Raw genomic sequence first — 22,517 nt, forward strand, 5'->3', positions numbered from 1 at the left:
AAATTGTGTCAAATAATATAATACGGAATAGTATATAGTATAAAAACAAAAAAATAAAATCTGATCCTTAGGAGGAATATAGTATGCAAATGAATGATATCATTGATGGATTAAACTCATGTGAATGTCCAGATTATCCTCCAGTAAATCCAGGTGGAATGGTAGGAAACTGTGGTGTTAATGGCTGTGGATTTGGAAGCTGGATATGGATATTATTAATTCTTTTCTATTCTAATGCAGGTGCATGTGGTGGAAATACAGGCTATGGATGTGCACAAAATAGTTGTGGCTGCGGTGGTGGCTATGGACAAGGTGGCTTATTTGGTGGATTAGGTAATTGTGGTGGAGGATATTTATTCTTACTAGTTATCTTATTCTTATGTAATGGATGCAATGGATGTAATGGAGTTGGTAATGGATTTGGATACGGCACAGGCTTCGATGGAGCTTGTGGTGGATTATATTAGAGGTAGGAAGGAGGATAAATAACTATGTCAAAGAAGAGAGATAAAAAGAATTGTTGCTGTCAACCATGCTGTCAACCATGTTGTGAACCATGTTGTTGTAATCAAAACAATGTTGGTGGATGTGGTAATGTATTTGGTGGTTTAAATAATTGTGTTGCACCAATTATATTCTTGCTTATAGCTTGTGGCTCAGGCATTCTTAACAACAATTGCTCATATTTAATTATCTTATTATTCTTACTATGTGGTGGATCCTACGGAAACCTATTTGGAGGTAACTACGGAGGAAACAATTGCTGCTGTGAAAGTAACTGCTGCTGCTAGTTAAGAGGATGGAGGGTTTTGTTAAACCCTCCAAAAAAATGCCCTTTTTTATAACATATATAAATTAATTACATATAATGGAGTAAGGCAGTTTGTAATAGGAGGAGAGTAAATGTCAAAGCGGAAACATAAAAATAGGAATACTAGAAGAGAAATTAATAGTGATAATAGAAGTTCTATGAATAATAATGTAAATAATAATATGAATAATATGAACAATAGACAACAGTTTAATAATCCATTTGGTATAAATCCAAATCAGTTATTGAGTATGCTTGGTAATATTGATATGAACCAAATTAATAGCATGTTACAGTCAATGAACACACAAGGATTTGATTTTAATAATTTCAATTTAGGAAATTTACAAAATATGATGGGAAATATGGATCAAAGAAATAATAGCAATATGAGTAAAAATAGTGAAGAAAATAATAGTGATATGGAAGATGATAGAGATAGCTCAGTAAGAAGTGAAGTAAATAATCCAATAAGAAATGATGAAAACATACAAATGTTGAAGGCCATTAGAAGCATTGTAACAGGAGATAAAGCAATTTTTATAGATAAGGTAATTGACTCATATAATAATGGAGTTTTTGATGATTAATTATTATGTATAAAAAAAATGGAACTGTAAATAATATTAATGTACCGGAGAAGTATTCTCCTATAGCATATGAAGAGAAATCTTCATGAAAGCTAAACCCCCCCATCCCCCTTTTAGGTCGCATTTATAATGCGACCTTTTAATTTTTAAATATATAAATAATTAAATTTTTTTTAATGATGAAATTTTAAACTCTCCTAGTTCATCTAGAACTACTTTAGCTGAAATTATAATTTCACTATTTTTATTATCTGGATTTGTATAAGTAGATTTTTTAAAGGATAGTATCCAATAAATTGTGGTTGGATACCCTTCTTCATCCCAAGTTGAATCGAAAAAATAGCCATTAATGAAAGTATAGTGAAAAGTTTCTTTATCCAACTTCCAAAGTAATGAAAGTTCTTCACTAGAAATAAAGGAGCTAAATATATCTGGTGTTTCACTAAGTTCATATTCAGCTTGTATCAAATCTATAAGAATTTGAATTTCGCCCAGGGAAGGGATTGAGGGAGAAGAAAAATTTATATTTTTTAATGTATTATTGTTTAAAATATATCCACTAGTACTTTCATTTCCTTTATCGGATAGAGTGTCTAATATTTTAGGTGTTCTAGAATTATTATAATCAAGTATTCCAAATATGTTTTTATTTGACATTAATATTTCCTCAAAATCATATCCATTCCATTTAAAAATATATGTTGTAGGAATATTATTTTTAATTCCCATGATAATTACTTCTGGGATATTACTTCTACTTAAATGAGCTGTTTGAATTTTAATATTACAATAAGGTGAAACATCAAGTAGAGAATAATCATTTTTTTTGCTTTTTAATAGTATATCAAGTTTTGAACTTTTAAAGTTTAATGAATAAGTGGAGTTGTTAGAAATTACGTTTAGGGTATCAGCGTTACCATCTCCATCAAAATCAAATTCTACTTTATTATGTACAGTTTCAAAATGGGAAAATGTAGAAGTAGATTTAAACTTAAATAAAAAAAAGATATTAATTAAAATAAAGATAATAGCTATAGATATTATTAAAATTGTATTATTTTTCAAAACCATAAATTTGGACATAATATCACCTCAGTCTAATATATGTAAATAGTTTGTTATAAATACTAAAAATAAAAAAATGTTAGCAGATAAAATCTACTAACATTCATTACATTCTCCATAAAAGAATAATTTATTAAATTTAATTTTATAATTTGTTTTTTCTTCTACTAAATTATTTAAAGATGAAAAATCTATAAAATCTATATCTTCAACTTTGCCACAATTTACACATTGAACATGAGCGTGTTCATGATAATTTGCATCATATCTAAAATTACCTTCTCCAACATTTAATTCTTGAACTAAGCCTATTTCTACTAGAGTTTTTAGAGTTTTATAAACTGTAGCTAAGCTCATAGTTGGATAGTTAGGTTGTAGAGCTTTATAAATTGTTTCTGCTGAAGGATGTTCTAAAGTTCCCTTTAAATATTGATAAACAGCAAGTCTTTGAGGGGTTAATTTAAGTTTTTTTTCTTTAAACGTTAAAATGATATCATCCATATATAGACACCTTCCTATAATAATTTAATTATATTATATTTCTAAATACAATTATTTGTCAATAATATTTATTAAATAATAAAAATATTTAGTCAAATTTATTATTGTAAAAATATACTTAATATGTTAAATTGAAATAGAAATATCATAAGAAATGCTACATATTTCTTTGGTTTGTTACACAAAATATTAAAATGTAATAGAAGCGAGTAATAAAAGGAGGAGATTATTTATGTCTAAATATAAAGTAGGCGATGAATTACTAATAATTAATGATCCAACAGAACAAAGTGAAAAATTAAAGAAACTTACATGTCTATCAGTAGATGGAGATTATGCTCAAATTTCTTGGGGATTAAAAATTGAAAAAGTAGAATACGATAAGCCTTATGTTACATTAACTTATACAAATGTAGATGGAGAACTTAATAAAGTATTTGCAGAATGTAGAGATATAGAAAATTTTGATCAAGAAAAAGTTTTAGAAAAAGCTTTATTAAAAGCATTCCAAAATGAAATAATAAATATTTCAGTTGCTAAGAATACAGCACTTAAAAGAATATAATAAAGAAAGCTTCCTGTAAAAGGGAGGCTTTTTGTATATTAAATAAGGAAAAATGTTGATTTATATAATAAATATGGTATATTATTAATATAATGTATAAAAAATAAATAAAAGGTTTATTTTTTATATAAAATGGTATATAATTACCTTGTAATTCGTTTACAAACGGTGTGTGGGGGTTGTGGGTTATGAGTAAATGTCCTTTTTGGTCAAGTAAAAAAGAAAATATAAGTTGTAATAAAGAATGTCCAATGAATCCGATAAAAAATAATAATGAAACATGTCCATTTATTGAACATTTATTAACTGAAAAAATAGTATTTAAGGATGTAATAGACGAAGAATTTGCATATTCAAAAGATGAAAATTTAGATTATATGATATCATCTTATGGCAAATATAGATAGAAAAATAGTATTATTTTGTTAATACATTATAAGATAAAATTAGAATGATATAAGCTTTATAAGCAAAGATTAAATAAAAAAATAAGGATGAAACTTGAAGTTTCATCCTTATTTTCTATTTAGATTGTTTTATAAGTAATTCTTGTTTTAAATTCCAAAGGTTTGGCGATAAATCTACATAATAAGTATGTGGATTTTCAAATCTTAATATTTCAGGCCAAAGTTTAGATGTTTCCTTTTTAGAAAATTCTTTAATTTCTAAAACTGATGGAGATGAGTAAACTTGTTTTCCATTTTCAAATATTTTTACAAGTAAGTCTTTTACATAAAAATTATTAATTTTCTTTCTTTTCCAAGTATGAACTGGATCAAATATTTCTAGTTCTGAATTTTCATCTATAATTTCGTCATTTAAAGCAATTATATCAGCAATTGCAATATCAGTATCTTTATCAAATAATCTATAAATCTTTTTAAAACCAGGGTTAGTTATTTTCTCGCTATTTTCACTAATTTTTATTTTTGGAATTATAGTTGAATCTTTTTCAACAGCAACTAATTTATATACACCACCGAAAACAGGTTCTGATTTTGCAGTTATAAGTCTCTCACCAACTCCAAAAGAATCAATACATGCACCTTGAGATAATACATCTCTAATTATATGTTCATCTAAAGAATTAGAAACTATAATTTTACAATCTTCATAACCAGCAGCATCTAAAATTTTTCTGCATTTTTTAGTTAAATAGGTAATATCACCGGAATCAATTCTAATTCCTTTAGGTCTCTTACCAAGAGGTTTTAGGATTTCATCAAATACTTTAATAGCATTAGGTAAACCAGATTTCAACACATTATAAGTATCTATAAGCAAAGAACAATTATCTGGGTAAGTTTCAGCCCATGCACTAAAGGCTTCAAATTCTGTATCAAATAACTGAACCCAACTATGTGCCATTGTACCAACTGCAGGAACATTGAAGTATTTATCAGCTATAGTACAAGCAGTTGAATCACATCCACCTATTATAGAAGCTCTTGCACCATAAATAGCACCATCATATCCTTGAGCACGTCTAGAACCAAATTCCATGACAGTTCTACCATCAGCCGCTCTACAAATTCTATTTGCTTTAGTTGCTATTAAAGTTTGGTGGTTAATAGTTAGAAGAATCATTGTTTCGATAAATTGAGCTTGTACCACAGGTCCTCTCACTGTAACTAAAGGTTGATTTGGGAAAACAGGATTACCTTCAGGAATTGCCCAAACATCACAAGAAAACTTAAAGTTTCTTAAGTAATTTAAAAATTCTTCAGAAAATAAATTTTTACTTTCTAAATATTTAATATCAGAATCAGTAAAGGTTAGATTGTTTAAATATTGTATAAGTTGGTCAACACCAGCCATTATACAGTATCCACCGCCATCTGGAACCCTTCTAAAATACATATCAAAATAGGCTATTCTATCTTGTACACCTTTATTAAAATATCCATTTGCCATTGTTAATTCGTAGAAATCCACAAGCATAGTAAGATTTCTCTCGTTAGTAACATCGAATCTCATTAAAGTTTCCATTTTAATCTCCTTATATTGAAAAATACCTAAAGATATTGTACAACTATATATAAATTATTACAATATAGTTATTTATATTATAGGTAATAATTAAAAGTATCGAAGGAAAAAAGGAGTTAGTATGAAAATACAATTAGATAAATTTCAAGAAAAAGCTGTAAATATAAATGATAAAAATGTCTTAGTAGTTGCAGCACCAGGTTCAGGAAAAACTACAGTAATAATAAATAGAGTGAATAATTTAATAGAAAATAGAGGTGTAAAAGCTTTTAATATTATAGTGATAACTTTTACAAGAGCAGCAGCAGAAAATATGAAATTAAGATATAAAAATATATTTAATAAAGAAGATGCACCTTTTTTTGGAACATTTCATGGATTATTTTATAAGATTTTATTAAGAGAGGGACATGAAATAAAAATAATAGATTCTAATAAAAGCCATGGAATAATTAAGGGCGTGTTATCAAAATATTTTGATGATGTAAATGATGATAGAGTAAGAGAGGTATTAAATAATATATCGTTATACAAAACATCTTTAGGAAACTTGGAGAATTTTAAGCCATCAACTTCTATAGAAATATTCAAGGCTTGTTATGAACAATATGAAACCTATAAGGAAAGGGAAAAGCTTTGGGATTTTGATGATTTATCAGTTAGAACCTTGTATTTATTTAAAAATAATAATGAATTACTAGAGAGATATAAGAGATTATTTAAATATATATTAGTTGATGAATTTCAAGATTGTGATGAACTTCAAGTTGAGTTTTTGAAAATGATGAATGGAGAGAAAAATGAACTTTTTGCAGTAGGAGATGAAGATCAGTGTATATATTCATTTAGAGGATCTAAACCAGAGTATATGGTAGACTTTGAGAAGGTATTTAAAGATGGAAAGAAGGTTTATTTATCTATTAATTATAGAAGTAAGAAAAATATAATTGAAATATCTAAAAATATAATAGCATATAATAAAGGTAGAAATAATAAAGAAATAATAGCATTTAATAAACAGAATGGGATAATTAAACTGATAAAACCGTACAATGAAAATATTCAAGGAGAAGAAATAGCAAGTATAATAAAATCTTTTAGCAATGAAGACTTTAAAAATAATGCAGTATTATATAGAACTAATATGGAAGCTAGATGTATTATAGATGTCTTTTCAAGAAGAAAGATACCATTTGTATTATTAGATAAGGGATATAACTTTTTTGAACACTTTATATGTAAGGATATTATTAATTATTTAAAATTATCAATTAATATGTGTGATAGAGATGCTTTTGTTTCAATAATTAATAAACCATTTAGATATGTTAGTAAAAATAATATAAGTTATGTAAAAACATATTTAGAAGAAAGAAATTGTTTTGATATATTAATTACTAAAAAGGATATACCACCATTTCAAGCTAAGAAATTAGATGATTTAAAAAGGGATATAATTTATTTAAATAAAGTATCATTAGGTAGTGCAGTGCAATGTATAATTTCGACTTTAGGATATATAGATTACTTAAGGGAATATGCAAGTAAGTTTAATCAGAGTTTTAGTGATTTAGAGGATATAGTTGAAGAATTTAAAGGTGCCATTGATGGATTTAAAACTATAAATGAATTTTTGATTCATGTTGAAAATGTAAAAGATGAAATAGAAAAGAGTAAAGTTGTATCGGATGGAGTCGTTTTAAGTACAATACATGGTGTAAAAGGTATGGAATTTAAAAATGTATTTATAATAAATTGTGATGAAGAAACTATACCACATAAATCTTCAATGGATACTAATATAGAAGAAGAAAGAAGGTTATTTTATGTAGGGATGACAAGAGCGATTGAAAATCTGTATGTATTTACGCCAAAGAATATTAGAGGAAAATTTAGTGATGTGTCTAGATTTATTTTTGAAAGTAAACTAGAGGAGGAAAGTAATGTTACTAACTATGGAATTAAAAAAGGAGATTTTGTATATCATAGGCAATATGGTGATGCTAAAGTAAAAAATATTGAAGGTGATAGAATTACATTAGATTTTAAAAATGATATTCCTAGAAGTTTTTCATTAAGAATACTAATGGAAAATAATTTAATAATTATTATAAAATAAAGATATGGAGAGTTTGTTATGAATAGAAAAAACACTAATAAATTTATTTTAGTTATAATTTCATTAGTACTAACTTTAAATATATTTACAATTGGAGCTTATGCATCTCCAAAGGAGGCTGAAAAAATAAAAAATTTTATTGAAAAAAATGAAAGCCTTTTAACTAATGAAAATAAGAAGAACTTAGAAGGTATAATTGAAAAATTAGATAATTATGAAGTGATTTCTCAAGAAGAAAGAGAGTATATTAGAGAGTGTGAATTAAATGTAATAAGAGAAAAACTTGGTGATGCGCAATATGATGAATATATGAAGTTATTAGAGAAAAGAAGGTCTAGTGAAAATTTTGAACAAAGTGATAGGCTTAGACTTTATCAATTGGAAAAGTTACTAAAATAAGCAATTAATTGAAAAATAATATCTGATAATATATAATTTTAGTAGATTGTGTCAAATTTATCATAATATACAATTTTAAATATAAATAATATATATAATTTATAATTTGACACAATTTTATCTTATTTAAATTGGGGGATACAATATGAATTTTAAGAATGAAGCAATAAGCATGGAAAAAGAGTTAATAAGTATAAGGAGGTATTTACACCAACATCCAGAGTTAGGATTTGAAGAGGAAAACACTTCTAGATATATAAAAGAAATATTGACAAGAGAAGGAATAGAGTATAAAGAATTTGCTAAAACAGGAGTATGTGGAATAATAAGAGGTGAAAAGAAATTAGAGAATGAAAAGGTTGTTGCATTGAGAGCAGATATAGATGCCCTACCTATTGAAGATAAAAAGAGTTGTAAATATTCATCTAGGATAAGTGGAAAAATGCACGCATGTGGTCATGATGGACATACTGCTATATTATTAGGAGTTAGTATTTTGTTAAATAAGCATAAAGAACTTTTTGGTGGAACTGTTAAGTTAATTTTTGAACCAGCAGAAGAAACTACAGGTGGAGCCAAAAATATGATAGAAGAAGGTGTGTTAAAGAATCCAAATGTTGATGCTATTTGTGGTCTTCATGTAGATGAATGTTTTAATTCTGGAGAAATTAAAGTAAGACGAGGAACTGTTAATGCAGCATCCAATCCTTTTAGCATAAAAATTATAGGATCAGGTGGACATGGGGCATATCCAAAAGATACAGTAGATCCAATTGTAATAGCAGGGCATATAATAACTTCTCTTCAAGATATAGTAAGTAGGGAAATAAATCCTTTAAATCCAGCAGTAGTGACAATAGGAAGTATTCATGGGGGAACAGCTCCTAATATAATTCCAGGAGAAGTTACTTTAAGTGGAATTATAAGAACTATGAGTATGACTGATAGAGAGTTTGCAAAAAAAAGATTAAAGGAAATAGTTGATGGCATTTGTTTGACTTTTAGAGCTAAAGCTGAGATTGAAATAGAAGATTCTTATCCTTGCTTATATAATGATGATACTATGGTTTCTTTATTAGAAAGTTCAGCTAAGAAAGTATTAGGAGAAGAAGGAGTTAAGGTTCAAGAAAATCCTAAAATGGGAGTTGAAAGTTTTGCATATTTTGCAAATGAAGTTCCGGCTGTATTTTATTTCTTAGGATGTAGGAATGAAACTAAAGGAATAATTCATCCAGCACATAATAGTTTATTTGATATAGACGAAGAATGTTTATCTTTAGGGGTAGCTATACAATGTGAATTTGTTGTGGATTATTTGACAAGATGAGAAAATAATATTAATCTATTACAATGGGGAAAATATATACAAGTAGATAAGTTATAGGAGTTGATTTTTTGAAAATTGAAATAGGAACAAATGAAGCAGGTCAAAGACTTGATAAATTTTTAAGAAAGTATTTAAAGGATGTACCATTAAGTGCAATTTTTAAAGCTTTAAGAAAAGGTGATGTAAGAGTAAATGGGCTTAAAAAGAAAGAAAATTACTCTTTAGAATTAGGTGATGTTATCGAAATCAAATATCTTCAAAGTAAGCAAGAAAAGAAAGTAGATACATTTATAAAAGTTAATGCAAGTGGGCTAATGATTACCTATGAAGATGATAATATATTAATAGTTGAAAAATGGCCTGGAGTTTTAGTTCATCCAGATCAAAAGGGAGCAGAGCCTTCACTTACAGATTATGTATTATCTTACCTAAATAATAAAGGGGATTATATACCAGAAAGAGAAAAAACATTTACTCCAGCACCTTGTAATAGATTAGATAGAAATACATCAGGTGTTGTAATATTTGGTAAAAATTTCGAAGCATTAAGAACTATGAATGAAATGATAAGAGAAGGAAAAGTAAAGAAATATTATAATGCGTTAGTTAAAGGCAAAATTAAAGACGGATTATATAAAGGATATATTTCTAAGGATGAAAATGAAAATATATCTAAAGTTTATGATGAAAAGAAACCTAATACAAAAGAAATTGCTATGGAAGTTAAAACAGTACAAACTTGTGGAAGTTTTTCACTTTTAGAGATTGATTTAATAACTGGTAGAAGTCATCAAATAAGAGCTCATTTAGCTCATTTAGGAAATCCAATTATAGGTGATTTTAAATATGGTGATAAAAAACTTAATTCATTCTTTGATAATAAGTTTGGATTAAATTATCAATACCTTTATGCATATAAACTTATATTTAAAGGTGGAGAAGGAAAGCTTGAATATTTAAAGAATAAGACAATAGCAGAATCTCTACCTCCAATGTTTAAAAAGATTAGAAAGGATGTATTTAGGGTAACTATATAACATAAAAGGGGTAAGTTATGGAAGAGAAATCATTGGGTCGTAGTTTTCTTATATTATCTGTAGCGGGAATATTAGTTAAAATATTATCAGCTGCGTATGTTCCGGTACTAAAGGCAATTATTGGAGACGATGCAATAGGAATATATCAAGCAAGTTATACTTATTTTGTATTTATACTGGCGATAACAAGTCTTGGAGCACAACCAGCAGTTACTAAAGTTGTTTCTGAACTTAGAGCAATGGGACATCATAAAGATGCATTAAGAGCTATGAAAATTGCAAGAAAATATTTAATTATAATAGGTGGAGCCATAACAGTAATATTTATATTGATAGCAAAGCCTCTTGCAAAAGCAACTGATTGGGAAAGAGCATCGTTATCTCTTATATTTTTGGCACCTACTATACTGTTTAGCTGTATATTAGCAGCTTATAGAGGATACCTTCAAGGAATTGAAGATATGAAAAATTTAGCAGTATCTCAAGTTATAGAACAAATAGCAAATATAGTAATAAGTTTAGTTTTTGCATTTTTACTAATTAAGGTAAGTATTGAATGGGGAAGCGCAGGAGGAACTGTAGGAACTACTGTAGGGGCCATTATAGCTGTAGTATACATAATATATATATATAATAAATATGATTATGAAGATGAGGCTATAGAAAATGATAATAGTGATAAGCAATTAAGTGATAAAAAAATATTAAAAAAGCTTATCGCATATGGATTACCAATTATATTAGTGGCAGGTATGCAAAATGCAAGTTCATTAGTTGATGCTATAGTTGTAAAAGGGAAATTATTAGATTCAGGTTTTACGGAGAGTGAGGCTAGTATTAGATATGCAGTTTTAGTATTTTATAATACGTTATTATACGTTCCATTAGCCATAGTAACTGCATTAAGCTCTGCTGTATTCCCAAAAATAATTCAGGCATTTACAAGTAGGAATAGAAAAGAGTTAAAAGTACAAATTGCATATACTTATAAATTAACTTATTTAATAACAATTCCATCTGCATTTGGTCTTGCTATATTAAGTAAAGAAATATATATCATGATATTTGGATCTACAAATGGATATAATTTACTAATGTATGGGTCAGTAGTATTAATTTTAATGTCTATTACAACTATTCAAAATACAATATTACAGGGTATAAATAAGCTATATTTAGTATTAACAACAGCTTTTATAGGTGTTGTAATTAAATTAGTCATAGAATCTTTACTTGTTGGTATTAAGGAAATAAATATTTTAGGTGCTGTAATAGCAACTTTCTTTACATTTTTAATTCCAGCAATAATAAATCAAAATAGATTAAGAAGAATATTTAGAATTAAAATTCCTGTAATAAGACTTGCCATAATTCCTTTTATATCATCTTGTGTAATGGGGATAGTTATTTATAGTATAAGAATGCCACTTAATAGATTAATAAATATATTTGAAGGTGGAAGGCTTTCAATTACTTTTATGGTATTATTTTTAGTTGCTATAGGAGGAATTGTATATTTATTAATTTCTATTTTCTTAGGTGGAATAACTAAAAAGGACTTAGATGGGTTTTCACCTAAGCTATTTACATTATTACCAAGATTTTTACGTAAAAAAATGTAATATTTTAAATAATAAAAAGAGTTTGTAGAAATTAACTACAAACTCTTTTTTGTGAAATAAAATCTTATGATTAAAAGATTTCCTAGGAAATTTTTTAAAAATCTTCGTCTATACCAAATCTACTTAAATAAGCAAAAATTCCATAAGTTAAAACTAAAATTATTATGTTTTTAGTAATAAATAAATCGCCTAAGAGTCTGTTAGCAAATAATCTTATCATAAGAAATACTAAAACTCCTGTAAGAAAGAAGATAATAATGTTAGCCGTGCATATATTTAGATCGATATGCTTTTTTACTTCATGTAAATTTATTATTAAGCTAATGGATGAGGTAATACATATAGTTATTGCATAAGAAAAAATATTTATGCTAGGAATAGCAGTTAATGTATAAAGGCAAATAACTTCGACTACAGATACTATAATAGAATTTCTAAGGATTATACTTTGTCTATTTAGACCATTTAAAATACCAAACATTGTATTAGCGGTGAAAAAAATTGGTGCTGATAATGAAGAAAGTTTTATATAAAGTCCTAAGTCATCTCTTCCGAAAAACATCATACCTAAAGAATCAGGTATTACCAAGCAAATAATATTAGTTGCCATTCCTAGTAAAAAGGCTATCTTTAAAACTGTTTTAATTCTATGTGTAGCATTATAATAATCTCCTTCACTTATACTTTTAGATAAATCAGGAACTAAAAGTGAATTTATAGAATTAACAACTATTAGGGGAAAAGTAACTATAGTAAGAGCCATACCAGAAAATTTTCCTATTAAATTTAGAGCCGCGCTATAATCAATACCAGAAGCAACCAATTGACGTGGTACTATTAGTGTTGAAATAGTTGAAAAGCCATTAGATAAAAAACCATTTAAACAAAGTGGAAGTGAAATTACTAAAACATTAAAAAGTAATTGAGCTCTACTTTCTGTTTTTTCATAGCTTTTAGGAAGTTGTTTTGATATTTTTTTATAATAAGCATAAAGCAAAAGTAAACTTTGCAACTCACCAAGTGCTAGTGAAACGTACGCTAATGTAACTAAAGAAGAAAGTGTTTGTGCTTTAAATACATAAACTAATAAGCTTATAATAATTATTCTCATAGCTTTTTCAAAGATGTCAACAAAAGCAGGAACTACTATTTTTGATATACCATAAAAATATCCTTTTAATATGTTGGAAAGAGCTATAAATATCATTGCAGGACAAGTAACTCTAATAGCGTTTAATGTACGGGTATCTTGTATTCCGTATTTACTTATGTAAGGAGATAATATAAATACTAGAATACCTATTATAACTGCCCAGATTATATTAAAGGAAGCTACTGTACGTATTGTTTTAAATAAATTATTATATTCGCCTTTAGATGAATATATTGCAGAACGTTGAGAGATAGCAGCAATCACGCCAGCAGTCATAAGACATATAAAAAGGTTATATATAGGCATTACTAAACCGTAAAGTGCCACACCTTCAGGTCCACTAATCTTTGATAAATAAATAGAAAAAATAAAGCCTAAAATACCAGTGGTAATATTTGATGCGGTTAAAAAAAATGAGTTTTTAAAGAAATTATCCTTTTCCAAATAGATTCCCCCCTAAGTAAGATTTTAAATTATAGCCTTGTTAATGAAACTTAAGTTTTAAAAAGATAATTCTTAAGTGAGTATACAAGCTTAATTAACTATATTTAATAAGTAATATACATATAAATGATATTTATGTTAAATTACATTAATACTTATTCAGTAAAATAAAGGAATATGATTAATATAAATTTTTGTATTAAGTAATAATTCATATGTTAAAAATATAAATTATTAATAAAGAGGGGGAGTTGAGATGAAAAGATTTTTGAAATTTTTATGTTTAGCTACAGTAGTTATAACTTTAGCTTTTGGTATATATGAATTCAGTAATAAATATAATTTAAATTTAATTTATTCAAATATAGAATGGTCAATAAATATAAAAGATTGCATAGATGCTGTCTCTTTTGATTTTGATAATGAAGGTAATATATATATAGCTTATAAAGATTATATAAAGGTAATTAAAGATAACAAGGAAGAAGTTTTATTAAAGCAAGATAGCTTTAATATTTATGATATTGCCTGCTATAAAGGAGATATTATAATAGCAACAGGAAATGATATTTTAAGGTATTATAAAGATGATAAAAAGTTAATTCAGTTAGTGGAAAATATGCCGAATAAAGGATTGAATAAAGAAACTAAAATAATAATAAATAATGATGATTTCTACATTACAATTGGATCTAATACTAACTCAGGAGTAGTAGAACAAAAAGGTGGAGAGGTTGATAAAGCTTCTTTTGAATGGATATCAACTGGTGTTAGTTATGGTAATACTAAAACGAGTGCATTTAGTGAGTTTGGTAAAATTATAAATGAAGGAGAAAAAATTAAAGAAGAAGCTTTAAGTAATGCATCAATTTTAAAATATAACTTGATATCAAATGAAATAATTACTTACTCAACAGGACTTAGAAATATAGAAGGATTAGACTTTGATAGTTCGGGAAAGATGATAGCAATAGTTGGTGGAATGGAGGATAGTGGTGTTAGACCAGTAAAGGATGACTTTGATTATATTTATGAAATAAAAGAGAAGGCATGGTATGGATGGCCAGATTTTAGTGGTGGAGATCCAATTATTTCACCTAGATTTGCAGATGAAGATAGTAAACTTTCCTTTGTTATAGCAAATCATCCTACTGAAGTTACATTAGGACCTATGTATCAGCATACTTCAGTTTCATCTCTAAGAGGATTAGCTATAGATGATGATGGTAACTTTTTAGTTAAAGACACAGTTATTTTTGCAGATAGTAAGAAAAATATTGTTTATGCAAAAGATAAAGATGGATATGTTAGGGAAATAATAGCATTAAATGATAATTGTAATATAAAAAAGATAAAATATTATAAATCTAGTATTTATATATTAGATAATAACATAGGGTGTGTATATAAAGTAGAAGTTGCAAATAATAATACTGGATTTAATATACCTAAATTTATGCTAATATTTTTAATTAATTTTCTTATAATAATTTTGATATGTTTATTGTATAAATACAAAAGAAGTAAGAAATAAGAAAAATATATAATAGAGATTTAGTAAGGATTTTACAGCTGTGTAAATAGTGTTAAAACATAGCTGTAAAATTTTTATATAAAAATTAAAAAATTTTGCATTATATTGGAGAAGTATTGTAATATGTGAATATGAGAAATTTAAGAGGAGTTAAATAAAAATAACATAATTTTACTCATTACATAATAAATTTATAGTAGTTCTATATTGAACAATAAAGAATGAAAAATTTATATTATGTAAAGGAGAATCTTATGGGAAAAACAATAATATTAAATCTTACAGATGTTAGAGTAAAAGGTGATATTTTAGATGTTGGGGAAAGCTATGGAGTTATATATAACATTTCTGAAGATGTAATAGAAGAGGTTTGTGTAGATTATGTGGAATGTGAAATTAAAGAAAGTAAAATGGTAGAACAATATGACACCTGTACTATGTTTTTTTCTTTAAGTAGCATATGGAGAGAAGGAGAAAGAGCGAACCTAGTTAAAGAAGTTAGTAAATATGTTAAGAAAGGTGGAGAAATTTTAATTTGGGATATCAATAAAGAAATGGGGGAAGTTTTTAGTAGTAATGTAATGGCAGTATTGCCTAGAGGCAAGATAAAAGAATTTGAGTTTAAAAATTTAAATCCTATAGTCAAGTCGAATATAGAGGATACAAAGAAAATAATAAGTCCAATATATGAGATAAAAGAGGAAAAAGTATGGGAGGATATATTTTTTATAAAAGCAGAAAAAATTATTTAACAAGGGGAAGAAAAATGAAAGTTTTATTAACAGCAATAAATTCTAAATTTATTCATAGCAATTTAGCTATAAGATATTTAAAAGCATTTACAGAAGATCTTAATTATGACTGTACTTTAAGAGAGTTTTCTATAAATGATAGAGATGAAAAAGTTTTAGAAGAGATAATTAAAGAAAAACCTGATGTAGTAGCCTTTTCAACTTATATTTGGAATATAGAAATGGTAAAAAGATTATCTTCACTTATTAAAATAGTTAATAAGAATATAGAAATACTTTATGGTGGGCCTGAAGTATCATATGATAGTTTAAATATATTAAAAGAACTTGAAGGTGATTATATTATTTGTGGAGAAGGTGAAAAAACTTATAGGGAATTTATTGAATATAAATTAGGTAAAGGAAATATTCAAGATATTAGAGGTCTATACTTTAAAGAAAATGACGAAGTTATAGCTAATGGTAATAGACCTCTTATGAATATGAATGAAATAGTATTTCCTTACAAGGAAGATGAAAATTTAGATAATAAAATAGTTTATTATGAAGGGTCTAGGGGATGTCCATTTAATTGTAAATATTGTTTATCTTCAACTACTCATGGTGTAAGGTTCTTAGATATTGATAGAGTTAAGAAAGAGCTACAGTTCTTTATTGATAAAAAAGTTAAGTTAGTTAAATTTGTTGACAGAACTTTTAATTGTAATTTTAAATTCTCTATGGCAATATGGGAGTTTTTAATAAATGCAGATACTAAAACTCAATTTCATTTTGAAATATCAGCAGATATACTAAAGCCGCAAGAATTAGAGCTTTTAAGAAAAGCGCCAAAGGATAGATTTCAGTTTGAAGTTGGAGTTCAAACAACTAATGATGATGTACTTAGTAGGATTAATAGATTTGTTAACTTTAGCGATATAAAGGAAAAAGTTGTTGAGTTACTTGAAATAAGAAATATTAAACAACACTTAGATTTAATTGCAGGACTTCCAGGTGAGGATATAGTATCTTTTAAAAAATCTTTTAATGATGTTTACAGTATTGAACCAGAAGAAATTCAATTAGGATTTTTAAAATTACTTAGAGGATCTTCTATGAGAGAAGAGGCTGAGGAATATGGAATGAAATACTCACCATTTCCACCATATGAAATTTTAGAAACAAAAGATGTATCTTATGATGAATTGTTAGTATTAAAAAAAGTAGAACATATGGTAGATAAGTATTATAATTCTCAAAAGTTTAATAATATAATTAAATACTTAATTAAATCCTTTGACACTCCGTATGATTTTTATTTAGCGCTAGGAAACTACTTTGATTTAAAGGGGTATTTTGATAGAAACATAGGAAATAGTGAATATTACAAGGTATTTTTAGATTTTAATAGTGAAATAACAAAGTTAGATAGTAATATTTTACGTGACATAATAAAATATGACTACTTAAAATTTAATAAGAGAAGAGGGATGCCAGATTTCTTAAAAAGCGATATTGAAAAAGAAAAGGAACATAAAATTAAAGAAATATTTAGAGAGGAGTATTCTTTTAAGGATTATTACATAGAAAGTTTTTGTGTAGATATCAATAAGTTTATTGATGAAGAGGTTATTAATAAAAATAGAAGTTATTTCTTAATAGGATATGAGGGCGATATCATAGATATAACAAATAAAGTAAGTAAAATCCAATGGGAATAACAGCAAAAAAATATAAGAGAAAAATATTCACAAAATAGTAATATTTATAAAAATAAAATATTGTTTAGGAAATGTTAACAAAAAAAAGTTGAAAAATTGTTAAAACCGTGTATAATAAAAAGAGATAAAAAGTAATTAATACTATATAAAGTATTAATATTTATATTATCCAAGTTGTTACAGTAAAGGTGGTGAGACTTTGGCATTAGAAGCAATTAATGAGATAAAAGAGGCTGAAAAGAAAGCAGAAGAAATGATCTCTGAAGCAAATCAAAAAGCTAAAGAAGTTGTAAATGAAGCTACTAAAGAAGCAAACATTAAATATGATGAAATAATAAGCGTTGCAAAAACAAAAGCAAATGATTTATTAAATGCTGCTTTAGAAGAAGGAAACAACAAAGCTAAACCTATCTTAGAGATGGGTGAAAAAGAAATTGAGGCTATAAAAAATATGTCTCAAGAAATAAAAGATAATGCTATTAATATAGTTGTTGAGAGGATAGTGAAGATTCATGGCAATAGTTAAGATGAACAAATTCACTTTGCTAACCTTTGAATCAAAGAAAGAAGAGTTACTTCAAAGATTACAAGGATTTTCAAATGTAGAATTTATAAATCTACAAGATGAGAATTTACTAGAAGCTAACGAATATTTAAAATCACTTTCAAAAGATGAAGTAGATTCAAACATAGCAAAGTATGAAGAAGATTTATCAAAGGCTAAAATGACTCTAGACTTTTTAAATAGCTATATGCCTAAAAAGTCAGGTTTAAAAGCATTAGAGGATGACAAGGAAGACTTAACTATTGAGGAATTAGAAAATGCAGTTAATAAAATTAACTGGCTTGAAATTTACAACAAGGTTAAGGAAAAGGAAGATGAGCTTCACGCTATAGAAGGCCAAATTACTAAGCTAGAAGGCGAAATTGAAGTTTTAACTCCATGGCAAGCCTTAGATATTTCTTTTGAAGCTCTAAATGAGTTGAAAATGGTAAGTAGCTTTGTGGGAAGTATTTCCAAGCAATGTGAAGAAGAACTTACAAAAGCTTTAGATGCAGGATATGTTGAAATTATCTCAAGAGGCAATAGTGATACTAATGTTTTAGTTATAGTGGAAAAAGAAAAATATGATGAAACATTATCACTTTTAAGAGGATTTGGATTTAGCTCATTTAAATCTGAATTTGATAAAGTGCCGCAAGTGGTAATTACTAACAATGCTCATCAAATAGAAGAGTTAAAATCAAAAATATTCTTTATTAAAGAAGAAATAGCTTCTTTTGAAGAAGATTTTAAGAAAATGAAGTTAGTTTATGACTATCTTTCAAATCAAGTTTTAAGATATAAAGCTTCAAATAATTTTTTAAGAACTACTAATACTGTTACTATTCAAGGATGGTGTGAAGTAGAGAAAAATGAAGAACTTCAAAATATATGTAACGAAGTCTTAAAAGATGAATATTACATTGCATTTGAAGAGGTTAAGGAAGATGAGGTTGAAGAAGTTCCTGTAAAACTTAAAAATGGATTACTGAATAAGACCTTTGAATCTGTTACAGAAATGTACAGCCTGCCTAAATATAATGAAGTAGATCCTACACCATTATTAGTACCATTCTACTTAATATTCTTTGGTATGATGGTTGCTGATGTTGGATATGGATTAGTAATGTTAATAGCTGCATTTTGTGCAATGAAATTCTTAAAGCTAAATAAGAAAAATGAAGATTTCGCAAGATTCTTCTTATTCTTAAGTATACCAACTATAGTTATAGGGTTAATTTATGGATCATTCTTTGGTGATGCTGTGAAAATACCAGGACTTATAAATCCAACTGAAGATGTTAATACTCTTTTAGTTGCTTCAATAGTATTTGGTGTTATTCAAATATTCTTTGGTTTATGTATAAAAGCATATACACTTATTAAATCAGGAAAGCCTAAAGATGCATTTTATGATGTTGGTTCATGGCTTATAACTTTAATATCAATTGGTGTATTAGCTGGTTGTATAATGTTAGGTTGGCCATCAGTAGTTAAATATATTGCAATAGCTGCTATGATATTTGGTATGCTTGTTATAGTATTAACTGGTGGTAGAGCAGAAAAAACAAAAGGAGCTCAAATTGGGCAAGGGCTATATGCTTTATATGGAATAACAAGTTATATAGGTGACTTAGTATCATATACAAGACTTATGGCACTTGGATTATCAGGTGGATGTATTGCAGGAGCATTAAACTTATTAATGAAATCATTAACTGGTCCAGCAATTATATTATTACCTTTCGTGTTCGTAGCAGCTCACGTATTTAATCTATTACTTGGATTACTTGGAGCATATGTTCACACAGCAAGATTACAATACGTAGAATATTTCTCAAAATTCTATGAAGGTGGAGGAAAAGCATTTACTCCATTTAAAGCATCAGAAAAATATATGAATTTAAAAGAAAACTAGGAGGATTTTAAAATGAATATGACATGGATACAATTTTTTATGGAAAATAACGGTGGGTTAATATTTGCAGCTATAGGTGTTGCATTAGCAGTTGGATTATCAGGTATAGGTTCAGCTAAAGGTGTTGGACTAGTTGGGGAAGCAGCTTCAGGATTAGTTACAGAAGAACCAGAAAAGTTCGGTAAAGCATTAGTTCTTGAATTATTACCAGGTACTCAAGGTTTATACGGTTTCGTTGTTGGTTTCGTTGCTTACACTAAGATGTCTTCAGGAATGTCTTTAGAACAAGGTTTATACTTAATTGGTGCTTGTTTACCAATAGCTTTAGCAGGTTTATTCTCAGGTATAGCTCAAGGTAGAGTTGCTGCTTCAGGTATTCAAATATTAGCTAAGAGACCAGAACACAATACAAAAGGAATCATCTTATCAGCAATGGTTGAAACTTATGCATTATTAGGATTCGTTATATCATTCATGCTAGTAAGTATGGCAATGTAATAAGTCTGACAATATAAGATTGGAGATATAAATATGTCAAATGTAAAGAATATGACTTCTAAGATCCTTAAGGATGCAGAAGCTAGAAAGGAAAATATCTTAGCTACAGCACAAGAAGAAAGAAACAAAATTGTTTCTAAAAAAGAAAGTAGTGCAAATGAAATTGCAAAAGAAATTTTAGAAAAAGCTGAAATAGAAGCTAAATCTAAAAAGGAAAGAGTAATTTCAGGAGCTAAATTAAAGGTTAGAAATAATAAATTAGCTGTTAAGCAAGAAATTATAGATGAAGTATTTGAAAAAAGCATAGATAAATTAACTAAGCTTTCTAAAGAAGAATTCTTAAATTTTGTAAGAAATACAATTTCTTCAATGAATTTAAGTGGTAAACAAAACTTAATCCTAAATAAGCAAGGATTAGAATTTGTAAATGCATCATTTATAGAAGAATTAAATTCAAAAGTAAATGCAGAGATTACTTTAAGTGAAACAGTTGGAAACTTTAAAGGTGGTTTCATTTTAGAAAATAACGGCATAGAAATAAATAGCACTTATGAAGCTTTAGTAAGCTCATTAAGAGATGAGTTAGAGTTTGAAGTAGCAAAGGTGTTATTTAATTAAGGAGGGGTAGTATGGATGTAATGCAATTTACTCAAGCTCTTTCAAGAATTTGGGTATTGGAAACAAGACTCCTTGATAAAGCCAAAGTAGAAAGAATGCTAGAAGCAAATTCTGCTGATGAGGTTTTAAAAATACTTGGGGAAACTGAGTATGCAAATTTAATGGGCAATGTTAAAAGAGCTAGTGATTATGAAGAAATTTTAAGTAATGAACTTAAAAGAGTATATAAATTAGTTTATGAACTTTGTCCAGTAAAAGAAATCGTAGATCTTATGAGTACTAAGTATAAGTACCACAATATAAAGGTATTATTAAAAGGAAAATTCTTAAATAAAGACTTTTCTAATATGTTAATAGACTTAGGAAGAGAAGATTTAAATGAGCTAAAGAGAAAAATTGATACAGATAACTTTAGAGAATTAAAGGGAAATGTAGAAAAAGCAGTTTTAGAAGTAATAGCTGATTTTGAAACAAACAAAGATCCTCAAAATATTGATATTATAGTAGATAAATATATGTTTGACGAGTTGGTTCAAATTAAAAAATCTTTAAACTATAAGTTTACAGATAAGCTTGTAAATGCAATTATTGATTCTACAAATATTAAGACTTTACTAAGAATTAAAAAGCAAGGTAAGGGAAGAGAATTTGCAAATGAAGTGCTAGTAAAGGGTGGATCAATAAGTAAGGATACTTTAGTATCTATAATAAATGAGACACCTGAAAATATTATTTCTAAATTAAGCTCTAGCATATATTCAGATTTAATAAAAGAAGGTGTTGAAGGTTACATAGCTAGCAATTCAGCAAATCTTTTAGAAAAATTAAGTGATAACTATATAATGGATATAATGAAGAGTGGTAAGCTTGTATCATTTGGACCAGAAAGAATATTATCATACATTTATGCTAAAGAAACAGAAATTAAAATAATAAGAATTATTATGGTAGGAAAGCTTAATAATATTGCTGAAGGAGTAATAAGAGAAAGGCTGCGTGATATATATGTATAAGAAAATCGGAGTAGTTGGCGATAAAGACTCAGTTTTAGCTTTTAAAGCTCTAGGAATTGATGTATTTCCAGTAGTAGAAGCTGATGAAGCAAGAATTGCAGTCGATAGAATGGCTATGAATGGATATGCAGTTATCTTTGTAACAGAACAAGTTGCAGTTACAATTGAAGAAACAATTGAACGTTACAATAAGCAAATACTTCCTGCTGTAATATTAATTCCAAGCAATCAAGGAACTTTAAATATAGGTTCAAAGAGAATTAGTGATAGTGTGGAAAAAGCTGTTGGTGTAAATATTTTATAGGAAGGCAGGTTAGA

Annotated in this window: 23 protein-coding genes; 19 read left to right on the top strand and 4 right to left on the bottom strand. The window is 27.3% G+C overall.

The annotated features are described in order from the left end of the window. Positions 1-83 precede the first annotated feature (83 nt). From HMPREF0216_RS09705 to HMPREF0216_RS09715, 3 genes are all read left to right on the top strand, one after another. Positions 84-467, top strand: a complete 384-nt coding sequence (locus HMPREF0216_RS09705) for a hypothetical protein (protein ID WP_005213873.1) — start codon at positions 84-86, stop codon at positions 465-467. Positions 468-491: 24 nt separating this feature from the next. Next, a complete protein-coding gene (locus HMPREF0216_RS09710; protein ID WP_005213874.1) occupies positions 492-791 on the top strand; it encodes a hypothetical protein in 300 nt (99 codons plus the stop codon). Positions 792-903: 112 nt separating this feature from the next. Beyond that, positions 904-1,401: a hypothetical protein gene (locus HMPREF0216_RS09715; RefSeq protein WP_005213875.1), complete on the top strand. Its 498-nt coding sequence runs from the start codon at positions 904-906 to the stop codon at positions 1,399-1,401. 162 nt (positions 1,402-1,563) lie between these two features. Here the strand turns inward: HMPREF0216_RS09715 and HMPREF0216_RS09720 are convergent, their stop codons facing one another. Together HMPREF0216_RS09720 and perR are read right to left on the bottom strand one after the other, a co-directional pair. Then, the gene (locus HMPREF0216_RS09720) at positions 1,564-2,484 is read right to left on the bottom strand and encodes a hypothetical protein (RefSeq protein WP_005213876.1); all 921 of its coding nucleotides are present in this window, start codon (positions 2,482-2,484) and stop codon (positions 1,564-1,566) included. Positions 2,485-2,562: 78 nt separating this feature from the next. Continuing rightward, positions 2,563-2,967 (bottom strand): transcriptional regulator PerR, encoded by a 405-nt coding sequence (perR, locus tag HMPREF0216_RS09725; protein ID WP_005213877.1) that lies wholly within the window; start codon positions 2,965-2,967, stop codon positions 2,563-2,565. Between the two features lie 232 nt (positions 2,968-3,199). Between perR and HMPREF0216_RS09730 the strand changes: the two genes are divergently transcribed. Together HMPREF0216_RS09730 and HMPREF0216_RS09735 are read left to right on the top strand one after the other, a co-directional pair. Then, entirely contained in the window at positions 3,200-3,532 is a 333-nt protein-coding gene (locus HMPREF0216_RS09730) for a hypothetical protein (RefSeq protein ID WP_005213878.1), read from the top strand. 188 nt (positions 3,533-3,720) lie between these two features. After that, positions 3,721-3,939: a hypothetical protein gene (locus HMPREF0216_RS09735; RefSeq protein ID WP_040419619.1), complete on the top strand. Its 219-nt coding sequence runs from the start codon at positions 3,721-3,723 to the stop codon at positions 3,937-3,939. 115 nt (positions 3,940-4,054) lie between these two features. Here the strand turns inward: HMPREF0216_RS09735 and HMPREF0216_RS09740 are convergent, their stop codons facing one another. Continuing rightward, positions 4,055-5,521, bottom strand: coding sequence for a nicotinate phosphoribosyltransferase (locus tag HMPREF0216_RS09740; protein WP_005213880.1), 1,467 nt, complete (start codon positions 5,519-5,521; stop codon positions 4,055-4,057). A gap of 121 nt (positions 5,522-5,642) precedes the next feature. Here HMPREF0216_RS09740 and HMPREF0216_RS09745 point away from each other — a divergent pair, with 121 nt between their 5' ends. The 5 genes from HMPREF0216_RS09745 (at position 5,643) to HMPREF0216_RS09765 (ending at position 12,025) form a co-directional block, all read left to right on the top strand. Further along, the gene (locus tag HMPREF0216_RS09745) at positions 5,643-7,640 is read left to right on the top strand and encodes an ATP-dependent helicase (RefSeq protein ID WP_005213881.1); all 1,998 of its coding nucleotides are present in this window, start codon (positions 5,643-5,645) and stop codon (positions 7,638-7,640) included. An 18-nt stretch (positions 7,641-7,658) separates the two neighbouring features. Beyond that, positions 7,659-8,039 (top strand): hypothetical protein, encoded by a 381-nt coding sequence (locus HMPREF0216_RS09750; RefSeq protein WP_005213882.1) that lies wholly within the window; start codon positions 7,659-7,661, stop codon positions 8,037-8,039. 145 nt (positions 8,040-8,184) lie between these two features. Continuing rightward, positions 8,185-9,366 (top strand): M20 metallopeptidase family protein, encoded by a 1,182-nt coding sequence (locus HMPREF0216_RS09755; protein WP_005213883.1) that lies wholly within the window; start codon positions 8,185-8,187, stop codon positions 9,364-9,366. A gap of 68 nt (positions 9,367-9,434) precedes the next feature. Continuing rightward, positions 9,435-10,403, top strand: a complete 969-nt coding sequence (locus HMPREF0216_RS09760; RefSeq protein WP_005213884.1) for an RluA family pseudouridine synthase — start codon at positions 9,435-9,437, stop codon at positions 10,401-10,403. A gap of 17 nt (positions 10,404-10,420) precedes the next feature. Continuing rightward, complete coding sequence (locus tag HMPREF0216_RS09765) at positions 10,421-12,025, top strand: putative polysaccharide biosynthesis protein (RefSeq protein ID WP_005213885.1); 1,605 nt, start codon at positions 10,421-10,423, stop codon at positions 12,023-12,025. 94 nt (positions 12,026-12,119) lie between these two features. On the opposite strand, the gene spoVB is transcribed toward HMPREF0216_RS09765, so the two are convergent. Then, the gene (spoVB, locus tag HMPREF0216_RS09770) at positions 12,120-13,622 is read right to left on the bottom strand and encodes a stage V sporulation protein B (protein ID WP_005213886.1); all 1,503 of its coding nucleotides are present in this window, start codon (positions 13,620-13,622) and stop codon (positions 12,120-12,122) included. Between the two features lie 256 nt (positions 13,623-13,878). Here spoVB and HMPREF0216_RS09775 point away from each other — a divergent pair, with 256 nt between their 5' ends. From HMPREF0216_RS09775 to HMPREF0216_RS09815, 9 genes are all read left to right on the top strand, one after another. Beyond that, positions 13,879-15,156 (top strand): PQQ-dependent sugar dehydrogenase family protein, encoded by a 1,278-nt coding sequence (locus HMPREF0216_RS09775; RefSeq protein WP_005213887.1) that lies wholly within the window; start codon positions 13,879-13,881, stop codon positions 15,154-15,156. 254 nt (positions 15,157-15,410) lie between these two features. Then, positions 15,411-15,908 carry a hypothetical protein gene (locus tag HMPREF0216_RS09780; RefSeq protein ID WP_040419620.1) on the top strand — a complete coding sequence of 166 codons (498 nt, stop codon included), beginning with the start codon at positions 15,411-15,413 and terminating at the stop codon, positions 15,906-15,908. Positions 15,909-15,922: 14 nt separating this feature from the next. Further along, positions 15,923-17,608 (top strand): B12-binding domain-containing radical SAM protein, encoded by a 1,686-nt coding sequence (locus tag HMPREF0216_RS09785; RefSeq protein WP_040419654.1) that lies wholly within the window; start codon positions 15,923-15,925, stop codon positions 17,606-17,608. A 199-nt stretch (positions 17,609-17,807) separates the two neighbouring features. After that, positions 17,808-18,134 carry a hypothetical protein gene (locus HMPREF0216_RS09790; protein WP_005213890.1) on the top strand — a complete coding sequence of 109 codons (327 nt, stop codon included), beginning with the start codon at positions 17,808-17,810 and terminating at the stop codon, positions 18,132-18,134. Next, complete coding sequence (locus HMPREF0216_RS09795; protein WP_005213891.1) at positions 18,121-20,070, top strand: V-type ATP synthase subunit I; 1,950 nt, start codon at positions 18,121-18,123, stop codon at positions 20,068-20,070. Before HMPREF0216_RS09790 ends, HMPREF0216_RS09795 begins: the two co-directional genes overlap by 14 nt. Before the next feature lie 12 nt (positions 20,071-20,082). Continuing rightward, positions 20,083-20,568, top strand: coding sequence for a V-type ATP synthase subunit K (locus tag HMPREF0216_RS09800; RefSeq protein WP_005213892.1), 486 nt, complete (start codon positions 20,083-20,085; stop codon positions 20,566-20,568). Between the two features lie 33 nt (positions 20,569-20,601). After that, positions 20,602-21,186: a V-type ATP synthase subunit E gene (locus HMPREF0216_RS09805; RefSeq protein WP_005213893.1), complete on the top strand. Its 585-nt coding sequence runs from the start codon at positions 20,602-20,604 to the stop codon at positions 21,184-21,186. Between the two features lie 11 nt (positions 21,187-21,197). Beyond that, a complete protein-coding gene (locus HMPREF0216_RS09810; RefSeq protein WP_005213894.1) occupies positions 21,198-22,199 on the top strand; it encodes a V-type ATP synthase subunit C in 1,002 nt (333 codons plus the stop codon). After that, positions 22,192-22,503, top strand: a complete 312-nt coding sequence (locus HMPREF0216_RS09815) for a V-type ATP synthase subunit F (RefSeq protein WP_005213895.1) — start codon at positions 22,192-22,194, stop codon at positions 22,501-22,503. Before HMPREF0216_RS09810 ends, HMPREF0216_RS09815 begins: the two co-directional genes overlap by 8 nt. The last annotated feature ends 14 nt before the right edge of the window (positions 22,504-22,517 follow it).

The sequence above is a fragment of the Clostridium celatum DSM 1785 genome (assembly GCF_000320405.1).
In the GTDB taxonomy this organism is placed as follows: domain Bacteria; phylum Bacillota; class Clostridia; order Clostridiales; family Clostridiaceae; genus Clostridium; species Clostridium celatum.